The sequence below is a fragment of the Streptomyces sp. NBC_00005 genome (assembly GCF_045160215.1).
Lineage (GTDB): Bacteria > Actinomycetota > Actinomycetes > Streptomycetales > Streptomycetaceae > Streptomyces.
The window spans coordinates 5,377,649-5,395,306 of record NZ_CP108316.1; the positions used below are offsets into that span (position 1 = coordinate 5,377,649).

The following is a 17,658-nucleotide window of genomic DNA, read 5'->3' on the forward strand; positions in this document are numbered from 1 at the left end:
CGCGAAGGGTTGCGCACATGGGCATTCTCACTCTCCTGCGGAACGCATTCGGCAGGTCACGCAAGGGGCGTGGCGCCGAAGCAGAGGGTGCGGGCGTCACCCCTTCGCAGTCTCCGGAACCGAAGGTCCCGTCCCCGTCCCCCGAGCCGCGACCGACGCCATCGGCGCAGGTCCCGGAACCGCGCTCGTCGACCCAGGAGGACCAGGACGAGCACGACCTGGTCTCAGCGGCCTTCGACCACGTGTCGGTCCCGAGGCCGTCGGAGCCGGTGGATCCGGTGGGCTCCGTGGATCCGGAGACGCCGACGGTGACGCCGTCGACGCCGGCTACCCCGGAGGCTAAGGCCGAGGAGGCTAAGGCCGAGGAGCCGGCACCGGCGGCGAAGACCGAGCCGGAGGAGCAGCCGGAATCGGCCACTGAGGCGGCTCCGGAGCCGGTGACGGAGACGACACCTGAGCCGGTGGCCGAGACCGCCCCGGAGCCGGAGGCCACAGCGGTCGCGGAGCCGGTGGCCGAGACCGCCCCGGAGCCGGAGGCCACAGCGGTCGCGGAGCCGGTGGCCGAGACCGCCCCGGAGCCGGAGGCCACAGCGGTCGCGGAGCCGGTGGCCGAGACCGCCCCGGAGCCTGTGGCCGAGACGGCGCCGGAGCCGGAGGCCACACCGGTCGCGGAGCCGGAGGCGGCCGCGGCGTCGGAGGAGACCGCGGAGCCGGTGGCGGAGGCCGCCCCCGAGCCGAAGGCGGAGACGGAGCCGGAGGCGAAGGCGAAGGCGAAGGCACCGGAGCAGACCACGGAGCCGGTGACCGCTGCCGCGGAGCCCGAGCCGGAGCCCGCCGCCGAGGCGGACGAGCCGGCCGCCGCCACGGTGGACGAGCCCGCGGCCGCCGACGGCGAGGAAGCCCCACAGGGGCCACCCGCAGCCGACGACGAAGCCGGCACGGGTGGTGCGGGTGGGAACACGGAGGCCGAAGGCGAAGCCGAGGCCGAAACGGACCCCGAGCAGACCCCCGAGCCCGTGACCGCCGCCGCGCAGCCCGATCCCGAGCCCGAGCAAACCCCCGAGCCGGCGGCAGCCACCGCCGCGGCAGCCGCCGTAGACGTCGCCAGCCTCCCGCAGGGAATCGTCACTGCCTACAACGCAGCCACCACCACCCTCGAAAAGCACAACCTCACCACCACCCGGGCCAAGGTCTACCTCGTCCTGGACCGCTCCGCCTCCATGCGCCCGTACTACAAGGACGGCTCAGCCCAGGCCCTCGCCGAGCAGACCCTCGCCCTGGCCGCCCACCTGGACCCCGCAGGCCCGGAGAACACCAAGGTCCACGTCACCTTCTTCTCCACAGAGGTGGACGGCACCGGCGAACTCACCCTCACCGACCACGAGAACAAGATCGACGACCTGCACGCGGGGCTCGGCCGCATGGGCCGCACCAGCTACCACGCAGCCGTAGAAGACGTACTGGCCCAGCACGGCAAGGAATCCCCCGGCACCCCGGCCCTGGTCGTGTTCCAGACGGACGGCGCCCCGGACGCCAAGACCCCCGCCAACCAGGCCCTCACGGACGCGGCGAAGAACCACCCCGCCGTCTTCTTCTCCTTCGTCGCCTTCGGTGACCCGGAGAACAAGGCCTTCGACTACCTCCGCAAGCTGAAGCAGGCCAACACGTCCCACTTCCTGGCCGGCGAGACCCCGCGCGAGCTCACGGACGCCGAGGTCTACGAGGGCATCCTGGCGAACTGGCGCCCGTAACGCCGTAGAGCCTCGGAGGCCGCCCCTTCCCACCCCGTAAAACGGGAGGCGGGCGGCCCACCCATGTCGGCTACGATTTCAAGGTTCGCGAACAAGCGGGAACCAAGAACCACGAACCGCGGACCAAGAACCACGAAACCGACCTGGGAGCAGCCCCCGATGGCTCGACACCTCATCACCAGCGCCCTTCCGTACATCAACGGAATCAAGCACCTGGGCAACATGGTGGGGTCCATGCTCCCGGCGGACGTGTACGCGCGCTATCTCCGCCAGCGCGGCCACGACGTCCTGTACATCTGCGCGACGGACGAGCACGGCACCCCGGCCGAGCTGGCGGCCAAGGAGCAGGGCCTCCCGGTCGACGAGTTCTGCGCCCACGCCCACGACGCCCAGAAGGCGGTCTACGACGGCTTCGCGCTGGCCTTCGACTACTTCGGCCGCAGCTCCTCCCCGCAGAACCGCGAGATCACCCAGCACTTCGCCCGCCGCCTGAACGAGAACGGCTTCATCGAAGAGCGGGCGATCCGCCAGGTCTACAGCCCCACCGACGGCCGCTTCCTCCCCGACCGCTACGTGGAGGGCACCTGCCCCCACTGCGGCTACGACAAGGCCCGCGGCGACCAGTGCGAGAACTGCACCCGCGTCCTGGACCCGACCGACCTGATCAACCCGCGCTCGGCGATCTCGGGCTCCACGGACCTGGAGGTCCGTGAGACCAAGCACCTCTTCCTCCTCCAGTCGAAGCTGGAGGGCGAGGTCCGCGAGTGGGTGGCCCGGCACGACAAGGACTGGCCGCAGCTGGCCTCCTCCATCGCCCACAAGTGGCTGACCGAGGGCCTGCACGACCGCGCGATCACCCGCGACCTGGACTGGGGCGTCCCGGTCCCGGCCGACACCTGGCCGGAGCTGGCCGCCGAGGGCAAGGTCTTCTACGTCTGGTTCGACGCCCCGATCGAGTACATCGGCGCGACGAAGGAGTGGTCGGACCTCGACCCGGAGGGCCGCGACTGGAAGTCGTGGTGGTACGACGTCGACACCGACGTCCGCTACACGGAGTTCATGGCGAAGGACAACGTCCCCTTCCACACGGTCATGTTCCCGGCCACCGAACTCGGCGTCCGCGAGCCGTGGAAGAAGGTCGACTACGTCAAGGCCTTCAACTGGCTGACGTACTACGGCGGAAAGTTCTCCACGTCCCAGAAGCGGGGCGTCTTCACCGACCAGGCCCTGGACATCCTCCCGGCGGACTACTGGCGCTACTTCCTGATCGCCAACGCCCCCGAGTCGGACGACTCGTCGTTCACCTGGGAGCACTTCACGGCGACGGTGAACAAGGACCTGGCCGACACCCTCGGCAACTTCGTCAACCGCGTCCTGTCCTTCTCCAAGAAGCGCTTCGGCGAGGAGGTCCCGGCGGGCGGCGAGCCCGGCGAGGCGGAGGCGAAGCTGGGCGGGCAGATCGCCGAGCTCCTCGCGGAGTACGAGTCGCAGCTCGAGGCCCTGCAGTTCCGCAAGGCGGCCGCGGCCCTGCGCGCCCTGTGGTCCGCGGGCAACTCCTACCTCGAGGAGAAGGCTCCCTGGCTGGAGATCAAGACCGACAAGGACGGCGCGGCCCTCACCCTGCGCACGGCGATGAACCTGATCCACCTGTACGCGGTGGTCTCGGAGCCCTTCATCCCGACCACGTCGGCCGCCATGCGCCAGGCCTTCGCCCTGAACGACGACACCGCGACGTGGATCACGCCCGACGCCGCGAGGTCCCTCACCGCGGTCCCCGTCGGCACGCCCTTCACGGTCCCCCCGGTCCTGTTCGCCAAGCTGACGGAAGAGGACCTGGAGACGTACAAGGAGCGGTTCGGCGGCGAGCCGGAGTAAGCACCGGGGTTTGCGGAGATCGTAAAGGGGGCCGTGAATCTTTCGGTAGGGCAGTGGTCAACTGATGTCCGGGAAGCGGATGTTGCCACGAAAGATACGTAGGGTCCTCGCCATGGCAGTCCCTGAAGTCATTCCGATCGTCTACGAGCCGCACGGCCGTACCCAGGCCATCGGCCGCTATGCGGACGGGCAGTTCCTGGGGTCGGTCACCTACGCCTTCCCAGAGGGGTTCCGCCCCGACGACGGCTGGGAAGAGCACAAACGTCTCTTCTCGGTGCTTCATCTCTTCGACGCGGAGGGCCGGTACCGCGACTCGGAGATCTGGTGCGCGGGCACCTGGGCCGAGCAGCAACGCGTCCGCCCGGGCGAGGACTCGGTCCTCGCCCGGGCGCGGGCCCACCTGGCGGTGCGGCTCAGGAGCCTGTCCCGGCGCACCTACACGGACATCGCGGTCCGCCCCTTCCGGCTCACCGTCGACGGCGTGCTGTTCGGCCTGGTGCCCGACGAGGACGACCAAGAGCCGTGGGCCGAGCTCTATCCGGACCGCCTCGGCTTCGGCCCGCCCTGGGACGGCCGGTACGAGACCTGAGCCGATCCCCTTCGATCCGCTCTGCCCGATCCGCTCATGGGAAGGGCCGGGAACAGACGGTTCCCGGCCCTCTCGTGACTGTCCTACCTCGTCACTGCCCTACCTCGTCACTGCCCTGACTCGTGACTGCCCTGACTCGTCACTGCCCTGACTCGTGACTGCCTCCTACGGGGTGAGCACTCCGGCCCCCGTGGTCGTCCCCAGCTCCGTCGGCAGGTTCTTCGCCGACGACTCCAGGCCCGCGGTCAGCGTCGGCGTCCAGTTCACCGTCGTCTTGATCTTCTTCGACGCGGCGGCGTTGTACGCGGCGACGACGTCGGTCGCGGCCCCGTTGACGAGGTTGCCGCTACCGGCCACCGACCCCGTGCCGTCGCCGCTGAGCAGCTTGGAGACCTTCTGGGAGGCGGACGTCTTCCAGTAGTTGTTCTGCGCGACGACCTGGGCCTTGGCCCGGGAGTTGATGCTGTACTGCAGCACGTACCCGTTGAGCGTCGTCGTGTCGTAGACGTTGTTGTAGATGTGGATCTGCCCGATGCGGGCCAGCGGCGCCCGCTGCACGATCCCCTTCCACACGTTGTGGTGGATGGAGACGCGCAGCTTGCCGGTGCTGTCGGTGTCGCTGCTGCCGATCAGCATCGTCTTGTCGTGGTTGGTGAACTGGTTGCGCTCGACGGTCACCAGGTCGGAGCCCTTGGTGATGTCCAGGGCGCCGTCGTGGATCTGGTACTCGCGGCCGTAGTACTTCGGGTTGGCGCTGTCGAGGTGCGGCGCGTCCGTGAACGAGTTGTGGTCCGCCCACACGTGCGTCGCGCCGCGCAGGGTCACGGAGTCGTAGTTCGAGTTCCAGTTGCCGTCGTCGCCGTCCGTCGGGTCCCACTGCGGGAAGCAGTCCTCGGTGGCGGAGAAGGCGAGGTTGCGGACGATGACGTTGTCCACGTTCTGGATCTGCAGCATGCCGCCGGTGATGCCGGCCTTGGTCCCGGGCACGCCCACGATGCTGGTGTTGGCCGGCACCTTGAAGACGATGTTCTTGGCCTGCTTGGACTGGGCGGCGGCGCGGGCCTTCTCCTGCGTGCCGGAGGGGAGCTTCGAGCGGCCGTAGGTGGCGGGGTCGTAGGCCTTGAGGTAGGCGGAGAGCGCGTACCCGGTCCCCGACGCGTAGTCGGCGCAGCTCAGCTTCTTGCCGGAGTCGTCGGTGTTGGCGTCGATGGTGCCCTTGACCTTGATGATCCGCGGGGTGGTGTCCGAGGCGGAGCCCAGCGCCTTCACGAGCTGCGCGCGGGTGGAGACGGTGAACGTGTGCGCGGAGTCGGCCTTGGTGCCACCGGTCGTGCCGGACCCGGAGGACGCCCAGCCGTCCTTGGCGGCGAGCGTCTGGTGGTACAGGTCGGCCGTCGCCTGGGCGTTGGCGTTCAGCACGAGCGCACCGGCACCGACACCGGCGGCCACGACAGCGGCGGAGACGACGAGGGTACGGCGCTTGCGGAGGGACCGGCGATGGGAGGCAGAGGCCACGGGGATTCCTTACGCGGTTGCGGTGTACGTCCTGTTCGTGAAAGCCCCGTGAAGGGCCTTCCGCCCCTAAGTGGCCGCCGGGATCAAGACGGTTGCCGCGCTCGGCGAGGAATGTCGAAGGCGCCCAGGACCCCCACTGCGGAGGTCCTGGGCGCCTTCCTCTTCGTCTGCGTATCCGTACGGCCGGCTACGACGCGGAGGCCGAGGCCGAGGCGCTCGGCTGCGTCGCGTCGTCCGTGCCGTCGTGGGTCTCGTCGGGGTCGACGCCGACCGTGATCGAGGCGTGGACGCCCTTCGCGATGTGCTTCTTGTTGTACTTCAGCCTGAGCAGGCCGCCCGTGGTGCCGCTCTGGTCGTAGATCGTGTCCTCGGTGAGCGTGGTGCGCTCGGTGGTGCTGGTGGAGTAGGGCTCCACCTCGGCGGAGGCGAGGACCGACTCCTCGTCGAAGAAGAACTGGCCGGTGTGGCAGGTGTGTCCGCCCTCGTAACCGGCGTCCGTCCACTTGCCGTCCACGTGCACCTTGGTGTGGATGTGGACACAGCGGCCCCGGTACCAGCCCGGGAAGATCGTCTCGAAGGTGACCTGGCCGTGCCGGTCGGTCTTCCAGGTGCCGCGCAGGTAGCGCTCGTCGTCGGTGGGCTCCTCGTGGCCGCCACCGCCGGTGCCGCCGGACGGCGGCGCGCCCGTCGGGGTGCCCGAGGGGGTGCCGGTCGGGGTGCCGGAGGGCGCGTCGGTCGGGGCGCCGCCGCCACCGGTCGACAGGCTTTCGTAGCCGGAGTAGATGCCCAGCGCGTCGCAGTGCCAGATGTCGACGGCCGCGTTCCGGATCGGCTTGCAGGTCTCGGAGTCGATCACCTTGAGGCTGAGGGTGAGCGGGATGCCCTCCTTGTCCTCGGTGATGTCCCGGCGGATCTTGTCGGCGTCGATGTAGTACGGGCCCTCGGTGGTCTCCGAGGTGAGCTTGTAGCAGGCCTCCGCGCTGCTGCTCGCCGAGGCCGCCGCCCCGGCTCCCTTGCCCTTCGTCTCGCCGGCGAAGGCGCCCGCGGCGAGGGTGCCGCCGACTCCGACCGCCGCGGCCGCGCCGGCGCCCGCGACGACGACCTTGCGGCGTGTGAGGTCCCGCTTGTGCCGGGGACCTTCCTGGTTCTGGTGGTTCTCAGTGCTTCCCGTCATGGTCCGCGAAGTTAGGAGGGCCGACTGTCAGGAGCGTGGGAAAGGGCTGTGGATTCCCATCAATGATCAAAGTTGGGCTGAAATCACCGTGGCTTTCGGGCCATTTTTCAGCAAAACCTCTTGAAAGGCTTGCCTTACCTGCCCCTGGGGCCCGTCGTCGGGGACCCCCAGAGCCTCGCGCGCGGTCCGCACGTGCCGGAGCCCCTCCTGCGCCGTGCGGGTGGCCCGCTCGTACTCGGCCGCCGTACGCGCCTCGGCCAGCAGGGCCCGGGCGGCGCGATGGCACTCCGCGGCGTCGGTCAGCGCCCGCCCCGCGGTCTCGTCCGCGCCCGCCCAGGTCCGGGCGCCCGGCGGGGCCAGGCTGCCGCCCAGACGGATCAGCCATCGGTTGGCCTCGGCCTCCGCGTCCAGACCGGACGCGCCCCGCGGGCCGGACGGACCCGACGCCTCCCGCACCCGCTGGGCATGCCGCTGGACGACGACCGCGCCCACCGCCCCGGCGATCAGCAGCGCCGAGAGCGCGATCGCGTACCCCATGGCTTCCTCCCTTGCCCGCCGCCGGCTGCCGCCGACGCCTGCCTGTGTCACTCCCCCTATGACACGACAGGCCGCTGTGCTTCCTCCCCGGGATTCCTGTGTGCCTCCGGTGAGGTTTCCAGGCGGGTGTCCGAGGCCCGCGCGCCGCGGATGTACTTCGCCGCGATCACCGCGAGCAGCGATGCCGCCGACAGCGCGTACAGGCCGCCGTTCGTGCTGCCCGTCGTGTCCTTGAGGTACTTCGAGCCGACCCTTGCGAGCGGGATGGCGGCGAGACGATCTGCACGAAAAGGACCGGGACATCATGCCCGGACACAGGGTGGAGAGAGCGTTGGAGAGGGCGACCGTCAGCCGTCGTGCGTCTCTTCCGGGGAGACGCCCAGCGTCAGGTGGGCCTGGACGCCCCTCGCGATGTGCCGGTGGTCGTACTTGAGGTAGAGCAGCCCGCCCTCATGGCCGTTGTCCGGGTAGATCGTGTCCTCGTCGAGAGTGACGCGGGTGGTGGTGTTACTCGCGTACGGCTCCACCTCGTACGTCCGCAGCACCGACTTCTCGTCGAAGAACAACTGGCCCGTGTGGCAGGCGCGGCCGCCCTCGTAACCGGCGTCGGTCCAGGTGCCGTCCACATGCACCTTGACATGGATGTGAACGCACCGTCCCTGGTACCAGCCGGGGAAGACGGTCCGGAAGGTGACGTATCCGTGCCGGTCCGTGCGCCAGGTGCCGCGCAGGTAGCGCTTGTCGTCGGTCGGCTCCTGGTGCCCGCCGCCACCGCCGGGAGGCGGCCCGCCGGTCGGGGTTCCGGTCGGGGTGTCCGTCGGTGTCGCGGTCGGGGAGTCGGTGGGGGTTCCGGACGGCGGTGGGCCCGTCGGGCCGCCGCCCCCGCCGCCGCTGCCCATCTCCTCGTAGCCGGAGTAGATGCCCGACGCGTTGCAGTGCCAGATGTCCACGGCCGCGTTCCGGAGCGGTCTGCACGTCTCCGCGTCGGTCACCTTGAGTCGGAGGGCGAGCGGGATGCCCTCCTGATCCTCGGTGACGTCCCGGCGGATCTTGTCCGCGTCGATGTAGTACGGGCCCTCGACGAGCTCAGAGGTCAGCGTGTAGCAGGCGTCCTCCGGGGCCCCGCCGCCGTGGCGCTCCTTCGCGGGGGCGGGGGCGCCGGCCGCTGCGGCACTGGCCGCGAAGGCGCTGCCCACGCCCACCGCGGTCACGGTCACACCACCGGCCGCGAGGACCGTGCGGCGGGCCAACTTCCGTCTGTCTTCCGTGTCTTGGGGTTCCTGAAAGTCCGTCATGGCCAGGGACCGTAGGCGGGCGGATCCTGGCAGGAACATCGGAAAGACCTGTGAATCCGGGTGCGCATGCGGAAGGGCTCGAAACCGACGCCGGTTTCGAGCCCTTCCGATCCGCCTGTGCTGCTTGGACCTACTTCGGCTGCGGCTTGCGCACCTGCAGGTGCAGCTCCCTCAGCCGCGTCTCCTCCAGCTCCGTCGGCGCGCCCATCATCAGGTCCTGGGCGTTGCCGTTGAGCGGGAAGGCGATCGTCTCGCGGATGTTCGGCTCGTCGGCCAGCAGCATGACGATGCGGTCGACGCCGGGCGCGATGCCGCCGTGCGGCGGGGCGCCGAAGCGGAAGGCGCGCAGCATGCCGGCGAACTTCTCCTCGACCGTCTCGCGGTCGTAGCCCGCGATCTCGAAGGCCTTGAGCATGATCTCCGGCTCGTGGTTCCGGATCGCGCCGGAGGACAGCTCGACGCCGTTGCAGACGATGTCGTACTGCCAGCCCAGGATGTCCAGCGGGTCCTGGGTCTGAAGCGCCTCAAGACCGCCCTGCGGCATGGAGAAGGGGTTGTGCGAGAAGTCGATCGCGCCGGTCTCCTCGTCCTTCTCGTACATCGGGAAGTCGACGATCCAGCAGAACCGGAAGACGCCCTCCTCGAAGTGCCCGGCGCGCTTGGCGGCCTCGACCCGCACCGCGCCCATGATCTTCGAGACCTCGTCGAACTCGCCCGCGCCGAAGAACACCGCGTGACCGGCGGCCAGTTGGAGCCTCTTGGTCAGCTCGGCGACGTTCTCCTCGGTGAGGAACTTGGCGATCGGGCCGGTCAGCGAGCCGTCCTCGGTGACGCGGACCCAGGCCAGGCCCTTGGCGCCCTGCGAGACCGCGAAGTCACCGAGCTGGTCGAAGAACTTCCGGGGCTGCGCGGAGACGTCCGGCACGGGCAGCGCACGCACGTGCTTGCCGGCGAAGGCCTTGAACTCCGAGCTCTCGAAGATGTCGGTGATGTCGACGAGCTCCAGCTGGGCCCGCAGGTCCGGCTTGTCGGAGCCGTACTTGAGCATCGACTCGCGGAACGGGATCCGCGGGAAGGGCGAGGTGACGTGCCGGCCGTTGCCGAACTCCTCGAACAGCTCGGTCATGAGCTTCTCGATCGGCTGGAAGACGTCCTCCTGCTCGACGAAGCTCATCTCGACGTCGAGCTGGTAGAACTCGCCCGGCGAGCGGTCCGCGCGCGCGTCCTCGTCGCGGAAGCAGGGCGCGATCTGGAAGTAGCGGTCGAAGCCCGAGATCATCAGCAGCTGCTTGAACTGCTGCGGCGCCTGCGGGAGGGCATAGAACTTGCCCGGGTTCAGGCGGGAGGGGACCACGAAGTCGCGGGCGCCCTCGGGGGAGGTGGCGGACAGGATCGGCGTCGCCATCTCGTTGAAGCCCAGCGCCGTCATCTTGTGCCGGATCGCCGAGATGACCGACGTACGCAGCAGGATGTTGCGGTGCATGCGCTCGCGGCGCAGGTCCAGGAAGCGGTACTCCAGGCGCCGCTCCTCGTTCACCCCGTCCTCGGTGTTGATCGTGAAGGGGAGCGGGGCGGCCGCGCCGAGCAGCTCGACCTCGCCGACCTCGACCTCGATCTCGCCGGTGGGCAGGTCCGTGTTGACGTTCTCGGTGCCCCGGGAGACGACCTTGCCGTCGACGCGGACCGTCGACTCCTTGGTCAGCTTGTCGAGGGCCTCGTACGCCGGGGTGCCCGGGCGGGCCACGAGCTGCGTGATGCCGTAGTGGTCGCGCAGATCGATGAAGAGGATGCCGCCCAGGTCGCGCCGATTGTGCAGCCAGCCACTCAGCCGGACGTCGCTGCCGACGTCAGAGGCGCGGAGCTCGCCGCAGGTGTGGGACCTGTACCGATGCATCGTCGTTCATCCAGCCTTCGCGGATCGGGGGCACGTTTCACGTGAAACAAACCCCAGGGTACCGGGCACCATAAGATCGGCTCCCCACCACTAAGGAGCGGCAATCGGTGGCACTCCTCGATCACCTCTTCATAAAGTGGGGCAATGCGCACTGGTGAGCCTCTGCCCGCCGTGGGGGAGGTTCTCGCCGCCCTCGCGACCGGTCTGTGGCACTGGGACACCGCCACCGAACTCGTCACGGTCGACGCCGAGGCGGCTCGGCTGCTCGGGCTGCCCGCCGTGGGGACCACCCTCACGGAGGCCAAGGCCCGGGCCCGTCTCCATCCGGTCGACTGGAACGAGATCACGGCCGTCGTCGGGCTCGCCGTCGCCGAGGGCACGCTGGCCGAGGTGCGGATCCGGATCATGGACGAGCACGGGCGGGTGATCCGTGTCGTCCGCTCCCGCTCCAAGCCGTCGTTCGACCCCGAGAAGAAGTCCTTCCAGCTGATCGGCACCCTTCAGGAGGTCACCGAGCCGACCCCGGGTACGCCGGCCGGACGCAGCGCCGTCACCGGCGACTGGCGGCGCTCCAGAGAGGCGTTCCTGCTGGACGCGGGCCGGGCGCTGGCCGAGGCACGGTCCACGGAGGAGGTGCTGCGGGTCGCGGCCGGCCTGTCGATGCCGGGGTTCACACCGGACGGGCTCGCGGTGTTCGGCGTCGAGGGCGACCGGCTGACGATCATCGGCCACCACGGGCACAAACCCGGCGACGACGGCCCCTTCTCGCAGATGGCGCTGGACACGGAGTACCCGGCCGCCGAGGTGGTGCGCACCGGCCGGGCCGTCTACATCTCGACCCCCGAGCAGTACAAGTCCCGCTACCCGGCCACCTGGCCGCTCGCGTCGACCTTCGGCCGCCAATCCTGGGCGTTCCTGCCGCTGACCGTTGCGGGCCGCACGATGGGCGCCTGGATGGCGGCCTTCGCCTACCCGGTCACCTTCAATCCCGACGAGCGGTCCGTGCTGACGACGGTGGCCCGCATGCTCGCCCAGGCGCTGTCCCGGGCCGGCGCCGCCGAGACCGAGCGCGAGCTGACCGACGGACTGCAGCGCTCGATGCTCCCGATGCTCGGCCCGCAGATACCGGGCATGAGCGTCGCCGCCCGCTACGTCCCCACCGGCGGCGGCCTCCAGGTCGGCGGCGACTGGTACGACATGATCCCGCTGCCCAACGGCCGTATCGCCCTGGTCATCGGCGACGTCCAGGGCCATGACGTCCGGGCGGCCGGCCTGATGGGCCAGCTCCGTATCGCCCTGCGCGCGTACGCCTCCGAGGGGCACCGCCCCGACGCGGTCCTCTCCCGCGCCTCCCGCTTCCTGCACGGCATGTCGGACGGCTCCGCCGATGACGACGCGCTCGCGGACCTGCGCTTCGCGACCTGCCTGTACGTCGAGGCCGACCCGGCGACCGGCACCCTCGACATCGCCCGCGCCGGGCACCCCGACCCGGCGATCCGGCTGGCGGACGGCACGGTGATGGCCCGGCCGACGGCGGGCGGCCTGCCGCTCGGCATCGACCCGGACGCCGACTACCCGACCACGCGGATCACCCTCGAAGCCGGCGAGACCATGCTGATCTGCACCGACGGCCTGATCGAGACCGGCGGCCACGACCTGGAGAGCGGCTGGCAGCGCATCCGCGCGATCCTCGAGGAGCACAAGGGCGACCTGGAGGAGCTGGCCGACGCCCTGGTGCAGGGCGTGCACGGGCCCTCCTCGCACCACACCACCGGCCCGCTCGCCGACCGGCGCGAGGACGACATAGCGGTACTGCTGCTGTGCCGGCCGGGGGAGGGCTGCGGCGAACCGGTGCCGGTGCGGCCGACGGTGCGCCGCACCATGCTGTCCGTCGCGCAGGCGGAACCGGAGCGCGTGGCGGTGGCCCGTCAGCAGCTGCGCGAGCTGCTGCACGACTGGCCGTCATCGGACCAGGTCGACTCGGCGGTGCTGCTGGTGTCCGAGATGCTCACCAACGTCCTCGTGCACACCGACGCCAACGCCTTGCTGCTGGCCGAGGTGCGGGGCGAACTGGGCGGCCGCCGGATGCGCGTCGGGGTCACCGACACCAGCGACGACCTCCCGCACAAGCGCCGCCCCGGCGAACTGGCCTCCTCCGGACGCGGTCTGGTCCTCATCGAGCTGCTCGCGGACGCGTGGGGCGTGGACCCGCAGGGCGAGGGCAAGAGCATCTGGTTCGAGCTCTACGAGGATTCCGGTACCTCTGAGTCCGACGGCTCGGGCCCCTCGTAACGCACCCGCAGTTCGTGTACGACGCCGAAGGCGGCCGCGGTGAGGGGTACGGCGAGCAGCATGCCGAGGACGCCGGCCACGGAGGCTCCCGCCGTGATCGCGAGCATCACCACCGCCGGGTGCATCTGGACCGTGCGGCTCTGGATCATCGGCTGGAGCACGTGCCCCTCCAGCACCTGCACGGCGAGGACGACGCCGAGGACCCACAGCGCGATCACGAACCCCCGGTCGGCGAGCGCGACCAGCACGGCGACGGCGCCGGAGATGAAGGCGCCGAGGTAGGGGAGGTAGGCCCCGACGAAGACGAGCGCGCCGAGCCCGACGGCACCGGGTACGTCCAGCACCAGCAGCGCCACGGTGATGCAGACGGCGTCGATCAGCGCGATGAAGGTGGTGCCGCGCATGAACCCCTCGACGGCTTCGAAGGCCCGCCGCGCCATCGCCTCGACGGTGTCGGCGCTCCCGCCCGGAGCGAGGGCGCGCAGGGCTCCGGCGGCGCGATGGGAGTCCCGTAGGAAGAAGAAGACGAGGAACATCGCCAGCACCGCCATGGCGATGCTCTCACCGACGACGCTCACCCCGCTGATCACGTTGGAGGCCGCGGTGCCGCCGAACTTGGTGAGCAGGTCCTTCGCGTTGGTGGCGAGGTCGTCCAGGGAGGTCCCCGCGGCCCCGAAGTGGTCGGCGACCCCCTGGGCCGCGTCCTTGAGCGAGGCGACGATCTGGCTGCCGGTGTCGATGAGCGCGGCGACGACGATGTACACGGCCCCGCCGACCACGGCCACGACCGCGACGCAGGTGAGCCCGGCGGCGACGGACCGGTTGACCTTCGCCTTGACGAGCCGCCGGTGCAGGGGGCCGAGCAGGGCGGTACCGAGCAGAGCGAGCAGCACCGGCACCACGGCCGTACGGAATTCCGAGCAGAGCAGGACCCCGACGTAGACGACCCCGGCGACGAGCAGCACGACGGCGCACCAGGCGGCGAGCCGCCTGACGGGATCGGGAAGAAGCTGCACCCGCCCAGCGCAACACGCCCGCACATGCCCTGTCCTGCGCGGACGACCCAGCCGGGTGAGACCGGCCGGGTCGCCGCTCGCGGTCCTACAGGCCGCCCTCGGTCATCCCGTGCACCGCGGGGATCGTCCCCAGGCGGCCCTTCTGGAAGTCGTCGAAGGCCTGCTGGAGTTCCTCGCGGGTGTTCATGACGAACGGGCCGTAGTGGGCCATGGGCTCACGGATCGGCTGTCCGCCCAGGAGCACGACGTCCAGGTCCGGCGTGTGGGAGTCCTGCTTCTCGTCCGCACGGACGGTCAGTGCGGAGCCCGCGCCGAACACGGCGGTCTGACCCCTCTCGACCGGCCGGCGGTCGGCGCCGACCGCGCCCCGGCCGGCGAGGACGTACGCGAGGCCGTTGAAGTCCTCGCGCCACGGCAGCGTGATCTCCGCACCCGGCGCGAGCGTCGCGTGGATCATCGTGATCGGCGTGTGCGTGGCGCCGGGGCCCTGGTGGCCGTCCAGCTCACCGGCGATCACGCGCAGCAGCGAGCCGCCGTCCGGGGTCGTCAGCAACTGCACGTTGCCGCCGCGGATGTCCTGGTAGCGCGGGGCCATCATCTTGTCCTTGGCCGGGAGGTTCACCCACAGCTGCAGGCCGTGGAAGAGGCCGCCGGACATGACGAGGGACTCCGGCGGGGCCTCGATGTGCAGGAGGCCCGAGCCCGCGGTCATCCACTGGGTGTCGCCGTTGGTGATGGTGCCGCCACCGCCCTGCGAGTCCTGGTGGTCGAAGATCCCGTCGATGATGTACGTGACGGTCTCGAAGCCGCGGTGCGGGTGCCAGGGGGTGCCCTTGGGCTCGCCCGGCGCGTACTCCACCTCACCCATCTGGTCCATCATGATGAACGGGTCGAGGTACTTGTAATTGATCCCCGCGAACGCCCGGCGCACCGGGAAGCCCTCGCCCTCGAAACCGCTCGGCGCGGTCGTGACGGCGAGCACGGGACGTGCCACGGCATCGGCCGGCGCGGCCACGCGCGGCAGCGTCAGCGGGTTCTCGACGGTCACTGCAGGCATGTCGGTACCTCCTTGTGTGCGGCCAGTTTAGTTGAGCGTTGAACTTTCTGCCACCCCCAACAGAGAAAGCCCGGAGGGCATTCCCTCCGGGCGTTCCGTACGACGGGTCGGTGGACGTCAGCCGCACACGCGGCTGTCAGCCGTACATCCTGCGCATCGCGAACTCGACCATCTGCTCCACGGCCTTCGCGTCGAAGACCATGCGGTGCTCGCCCTCCATGTCGAGGACGAAGCCGTAGCCGGTGGGCAGGAGGTCGATGACCTCGGACCCCGTGATCACGAAGTACTTGGACTCCTTGCCCGCGTACCGGCGCAGCTCCTTGAGCGAGGTGAACATCGGGATCACCGGCTGCTGGGTGTTGTGCAGGGCGAGGAAACCGGGGTTGTCGCCGCGCGGGCAGTAGACCTTCGACGTGGCGAAGACCTGCTGGAAATCCTCCGCGGACAGCTGGCCGGTGGTGAAAGCCCGCACCGCGTCCGCAAGGGACGGCGGAGACGGCTCGGGATACAGCGGCTGCTGCTGCCCGTAACCGCCCGGGCCCTGCTGCGGCTGGGCGTACTGCTGCTGCGCACCCGCACCCACGTTCTGGTCGTAGCCGTACATGAGCGCAAGAGTACTGAGTCACAGATGACCCATTCGGGGTTGCTTCTTATTACCGACGGGTAGCATCATCGTAGCTACTTGTTGGTATGTGAACTAGCGCGAGGATGCAGTGCCTCGCCGATCTCTGTAAACGGAGCCGTCGCCATGGGGCACTACAAGTCGAATCTCCGCGACATCGAGTTCAACCTCTTCGAAGTACTCGGGCGCGACAAGCTGTACGGCACCGGCCCGTTCGAGGAGATGGACGTCGAGACCGCGAAGAGCATCCTCGAGGAGCTGACCCGTCTCGCGGAGAACGAGCTGGCGGAGTCCTTCGCGGACGCCGACCGCAACCCGCCCGTCTTCGACCCCGAGACGAACACGGCCCCGGTCCCGGCCTCCTTCAAGAAGAGCTACAAGGCCTTCATGGACTCGGAGTACTGGCGCCTGGGCCTGCCCGAGGAGATCGGCGGCACCACCTCCCCGCGCTCCCTGATCTGGGCGTACGCGGAGCTGCTGCTCGGCGCCAACCCGGCCGTGTGGATGTACGCCTCCGGCCCGGCGTTCGCCGGGGTCCTCTTCGAAGAGGGCAACGACGTCCAGAAGAAGATCGCGCAGATCGCCGTGGAGCGGACCTGGGGTTCGACCATGGTGCTGACCGAGCCCGACGCGGGCTCCGACGTCGGCGCCGGCCGCACCAAGGCGGTCCAGCAGGAGGACGGCTCCTGGCACATCGAGGGCGTGAAGCGGTTCATCACGTCCGGTGAGCACGACATGGAGGAGAACATCCTCCACTACGTCCTCGCGCGTCCCGAGGGCCACGGCGCCGGCACCAAGGGCCTGTCCCTCTTCCTCGTCCCGAAGTACCTCTTCGACTTCGAGACCGGCGAGCTGGGCGAGCGCAACGGCGTGTACGCGACGAACGTCGAGCACAAGATGGGCCTCAAGGCGTCCAACACCTGCGAGATGACCTTCGGCGACCAGCACCCCGCCCAGGGCTGGCTGATCGGCGACAAGCACGACGGCATCCGCCAGATGTTCCGCATCATCGAGTTCGCCCGCATGATGGTCGGCACGAAGGCCATCTCGACGCTGTCGACCGGCTACCTCAACGCGCTCGAGTACGCCAAGGAGCGCGTCCAGGGCCCGGACCTCGCGAACTTCATGGACAAGACCGCGCCCAAGGTCACCATCACGCACCACCCGGACGTACGCCGCTCGCTGATGACGCAGAAGGCGTACGCGGAGGGCATGCGCGCCCTCGTCCTCTACACCGCCTCCGTCCAGGACGAGATCGCGGTCAAGGAGGCGGCCGGCGAGGACGCGAAGACCGAGCACGCGCTCAACGACCTGCTCCTGCCGATCGTCAAGGGCTACGGCTCCGAGAAGGGTTACGAGCAGCTCGCCCAGTCGCTGCAGACCTTCGGCGGCTCCGGCTTCCTGCAGGAGTACCCGATCGAGCAGTACATCCGCGACGCCAAGATCGACACCCTGTACGAGGGCACGACCGCGATCCAGGGCCAGGACTTCTTCTTCCGGAAGATCGTCCGCAACCAGGGCTCGGCCCTCAACTCCCTCGCCGAGGACATCAAGAAGTTCCTCGCGCTGGGCACGGGCGGCGAGGAGCTGGCGGGCGCCCGCGAGCACCTCGCGAAGGCCGCCGTCGAGCTGGAGGCCATCGTCGGCCTGATGCTGACCGACCTCGCGGCCACCGAGCAGGACGTCAAGAACATCTACAAGGTCGGCCTGAACACCAGCCGCCTGCTGCTCGCCTCCGGTGACGTGGTCGTCGGATACCTGCTGCTCAAGGGCGCCGCGGTGGCCGCCGAGAAGCTCCAGACGGCGTCGGCGAAGGACAAGTCCTTCTACACCGGCAAGATCGCGGCGGCGAAGTTCTTCGCGGCCAACGTCCTGCCCGGCGTCACCGGCGCCCGCAAGCTCGCCGAGAACGTCGAACTGGACCTGATGGAGCTGGACGAGGCCGCGTTCTAGTCCGGCCGGTCACGGGTTCCGGCAGCCCAGGATCTGGGTAGCCAAAACTCCACATCGCCCTCACGAGGGCCCACTCCCCTTCACGAGG

Annotated in this window: 13 protein-coding genes; 5 read left to right on the forward strand and 8 right to left on the reverse strand. The window is 69.7% G+C overall.

All coding sequences use genetic code 11. The features are described 5' to 3' along the window. The first annotated feature begins 17 nt into the window (after positions 1 to 17). The 3 genes from OG303_RS24680 (at position 18) to OG303_RS24690 (ending at position 4,215) form a co-directional block, all read left to right on the forward strand. Positions 18 to 1,751, forward strand: a complete 1,734-nt coding sequence (locus OG303_RS24680) for a VWA domain-containing protein (RefSeq protein WP_405870942.1) — start codon at positions 18 to 20, stop codon at positions 1,749 to 1,751. 159 nt (positions 1,752 to 1,910) lie between these two features. Further along, a complete protein-coding gene (metG, locus tag OG303_RS24685) occupies positions 1,911 to 3,626 on the forward strand; it encodes a methionine--tRNA ligase (protein WP_405870944.1) in 1,716 nt (571 codons plus the stop codon). 112 nt (positions 3,627 to 3,738) lie between these two features. Next, positions 3,739 to 4,215, forward strand: coding sequence for a hypothetical protein (locus tag OG303_RS24690; RefSeq protein ID WP_405870945.1), 477 nt, complete (start codon positions 3,739 to 3,741; stop codon positions 4,213 to 4,215). 165 nt (positions 4,216 to 4,380) lie between these two features. Here the strand turns inward: OG303_RS24690 and OG303_RS24695 are convergent, their stop codons facing one another. From OG303_RS24695 to aspS, 5 genes are all read right to left on the reverse strand, one after another. Further along, positions 4,381 to 5,730 (reverse strand): polysaccharide lyase family 1 protein, encoded by a 1,350-nt coding sequence (locus OG303_RS24695; protein ID WP_405870947.1) that lies wholly within the window; start codon positions 5,728 to 5,730, stop codon positions 4,381 to 4,383. Between the two features lie 187 nt (positions 5,731 to 5,917). Continuing rightward, positions 5,918 to 6,904, reverse strand: coding sequence for an intradiol ring-cleavage dioxygenase (locus OG303_RS24700; protein WP_405870948.1), 987 nt, complete (start codon positions 6,902 to 6,904; stop codon positions 5,918 to 5,920). Between the two features lie 66 nt (positions 6,905 to 6,970). Continuing rightward, positions 6,971 to 7,441, reverse strand: coding sequence for a hypothetical protein (locus OG303_RS24705; RefSeq protein WP_405870950.1), 471 nt, complete (start codon positions 7,439 to 7,441; stop codon positions 6,971 to 6,973). Positions 7,442 to 7,788: 347 nt separating this feature from the next. Then, positions 7,789 to 8,736 (reverse strand): intradiol ring-cleavage dioxygenase, encoded by a 948-nt coding sequence (locus tag OG303_RS24710; RefSeq protein ID WP_405870951.1) that lies wholly within the window; start codon positions 8,734 to 8,736, stop codon positions 7,789 to 7,791. 130 nt (positions 8,737 to 8,866) lie between these two features. Then, on the reverse strand, positions 8,867 to 10,630 hold the full coding sequence (gene aspS, locus OG303_RS24715; protein ID WP_405870953.1) for an aspartate--tRNA ligase: 1,764 nt from the start codon (positions 10,628 to 10,630) through the stop codon (positions 8,867 to 8,869). Between the two features lie 144 nt (positions 10,631 to 10,774). Here aspS and OG303_RS24720 point away from each other — a divergent pair, with 144 nt between their 5' ends. Further along, the gene (locus OG303_RS24720) at positions 10,775 to 12,922 is read left to right on the forward strand and encodes a SpoIIE family protein phosphatase (protein ID WP_405870954.1); all 2,148 of its coding nucleotides are present in this window, start codon (positions 10,775 to 10,777) and stop codon (positions 12,920 to 12,922) included. Here OG303_RS24720 and OG303_RS24725 read toward each other — a convergent pair. The 3 genes from OG303_RS24725 to OG303_RS24735 form a co-directional block, all read right to left on the reverse strand. After that, entirely contained in the window at positions 12,874 to 13,938 is a 1,065-nt protein-coding gene (locus OG303_RS24725; protein ID WP_405870956.1) for an AI-2E family transporter, read from the reverse strand. The two genes, OG303_RS24720 and OG303_RS24725, sit on opposite strands and share 49 nt — an antisense overlap. Before the next feature lie 85 nt (positions 13,939 to 14,023). Then, positions 14,024 to 14,995, reverse strand: coding sequence for a pirin family protein (locus tag OG303_RS24730; protein ID WP_405870958.1), 972 nt, complete (start codon positions 14,993 to 14,995; stop codon positions 14,024 to 14,026). Positions 14,996 to 15,131: 136 nt separating this feature from the next. Next, positions 15,132 to 15,599 (reverse strand): SseB family protein, encoded by a 468-nt coding sequence (locus OG303_RS24735; protein WP_266957712.1) that lies wholly within the window; start codon positions 15,597 to 15,599, stop codon positions 15,132 to 15,134. 144 nt (positions 15,600 to 15,743) lie between these two features. On the opposite strand from OG303_RS24735, the gene OG303_RS24740 reads away from it, so the two are divergent. Next, positions 15,744 to 17,570, forward strand: coding sequence for an acyl-CoA dehydrogenase (locus tag OG303_RS24740; RefSeq protein WP_405870959.1), 1,827 nt, complete (start codon positions 15,744 to 15,746; stop codon positions 17,568 to 17,570). Positions 17,571 to 17,658 lie beyond the last annotated feature (88 nt).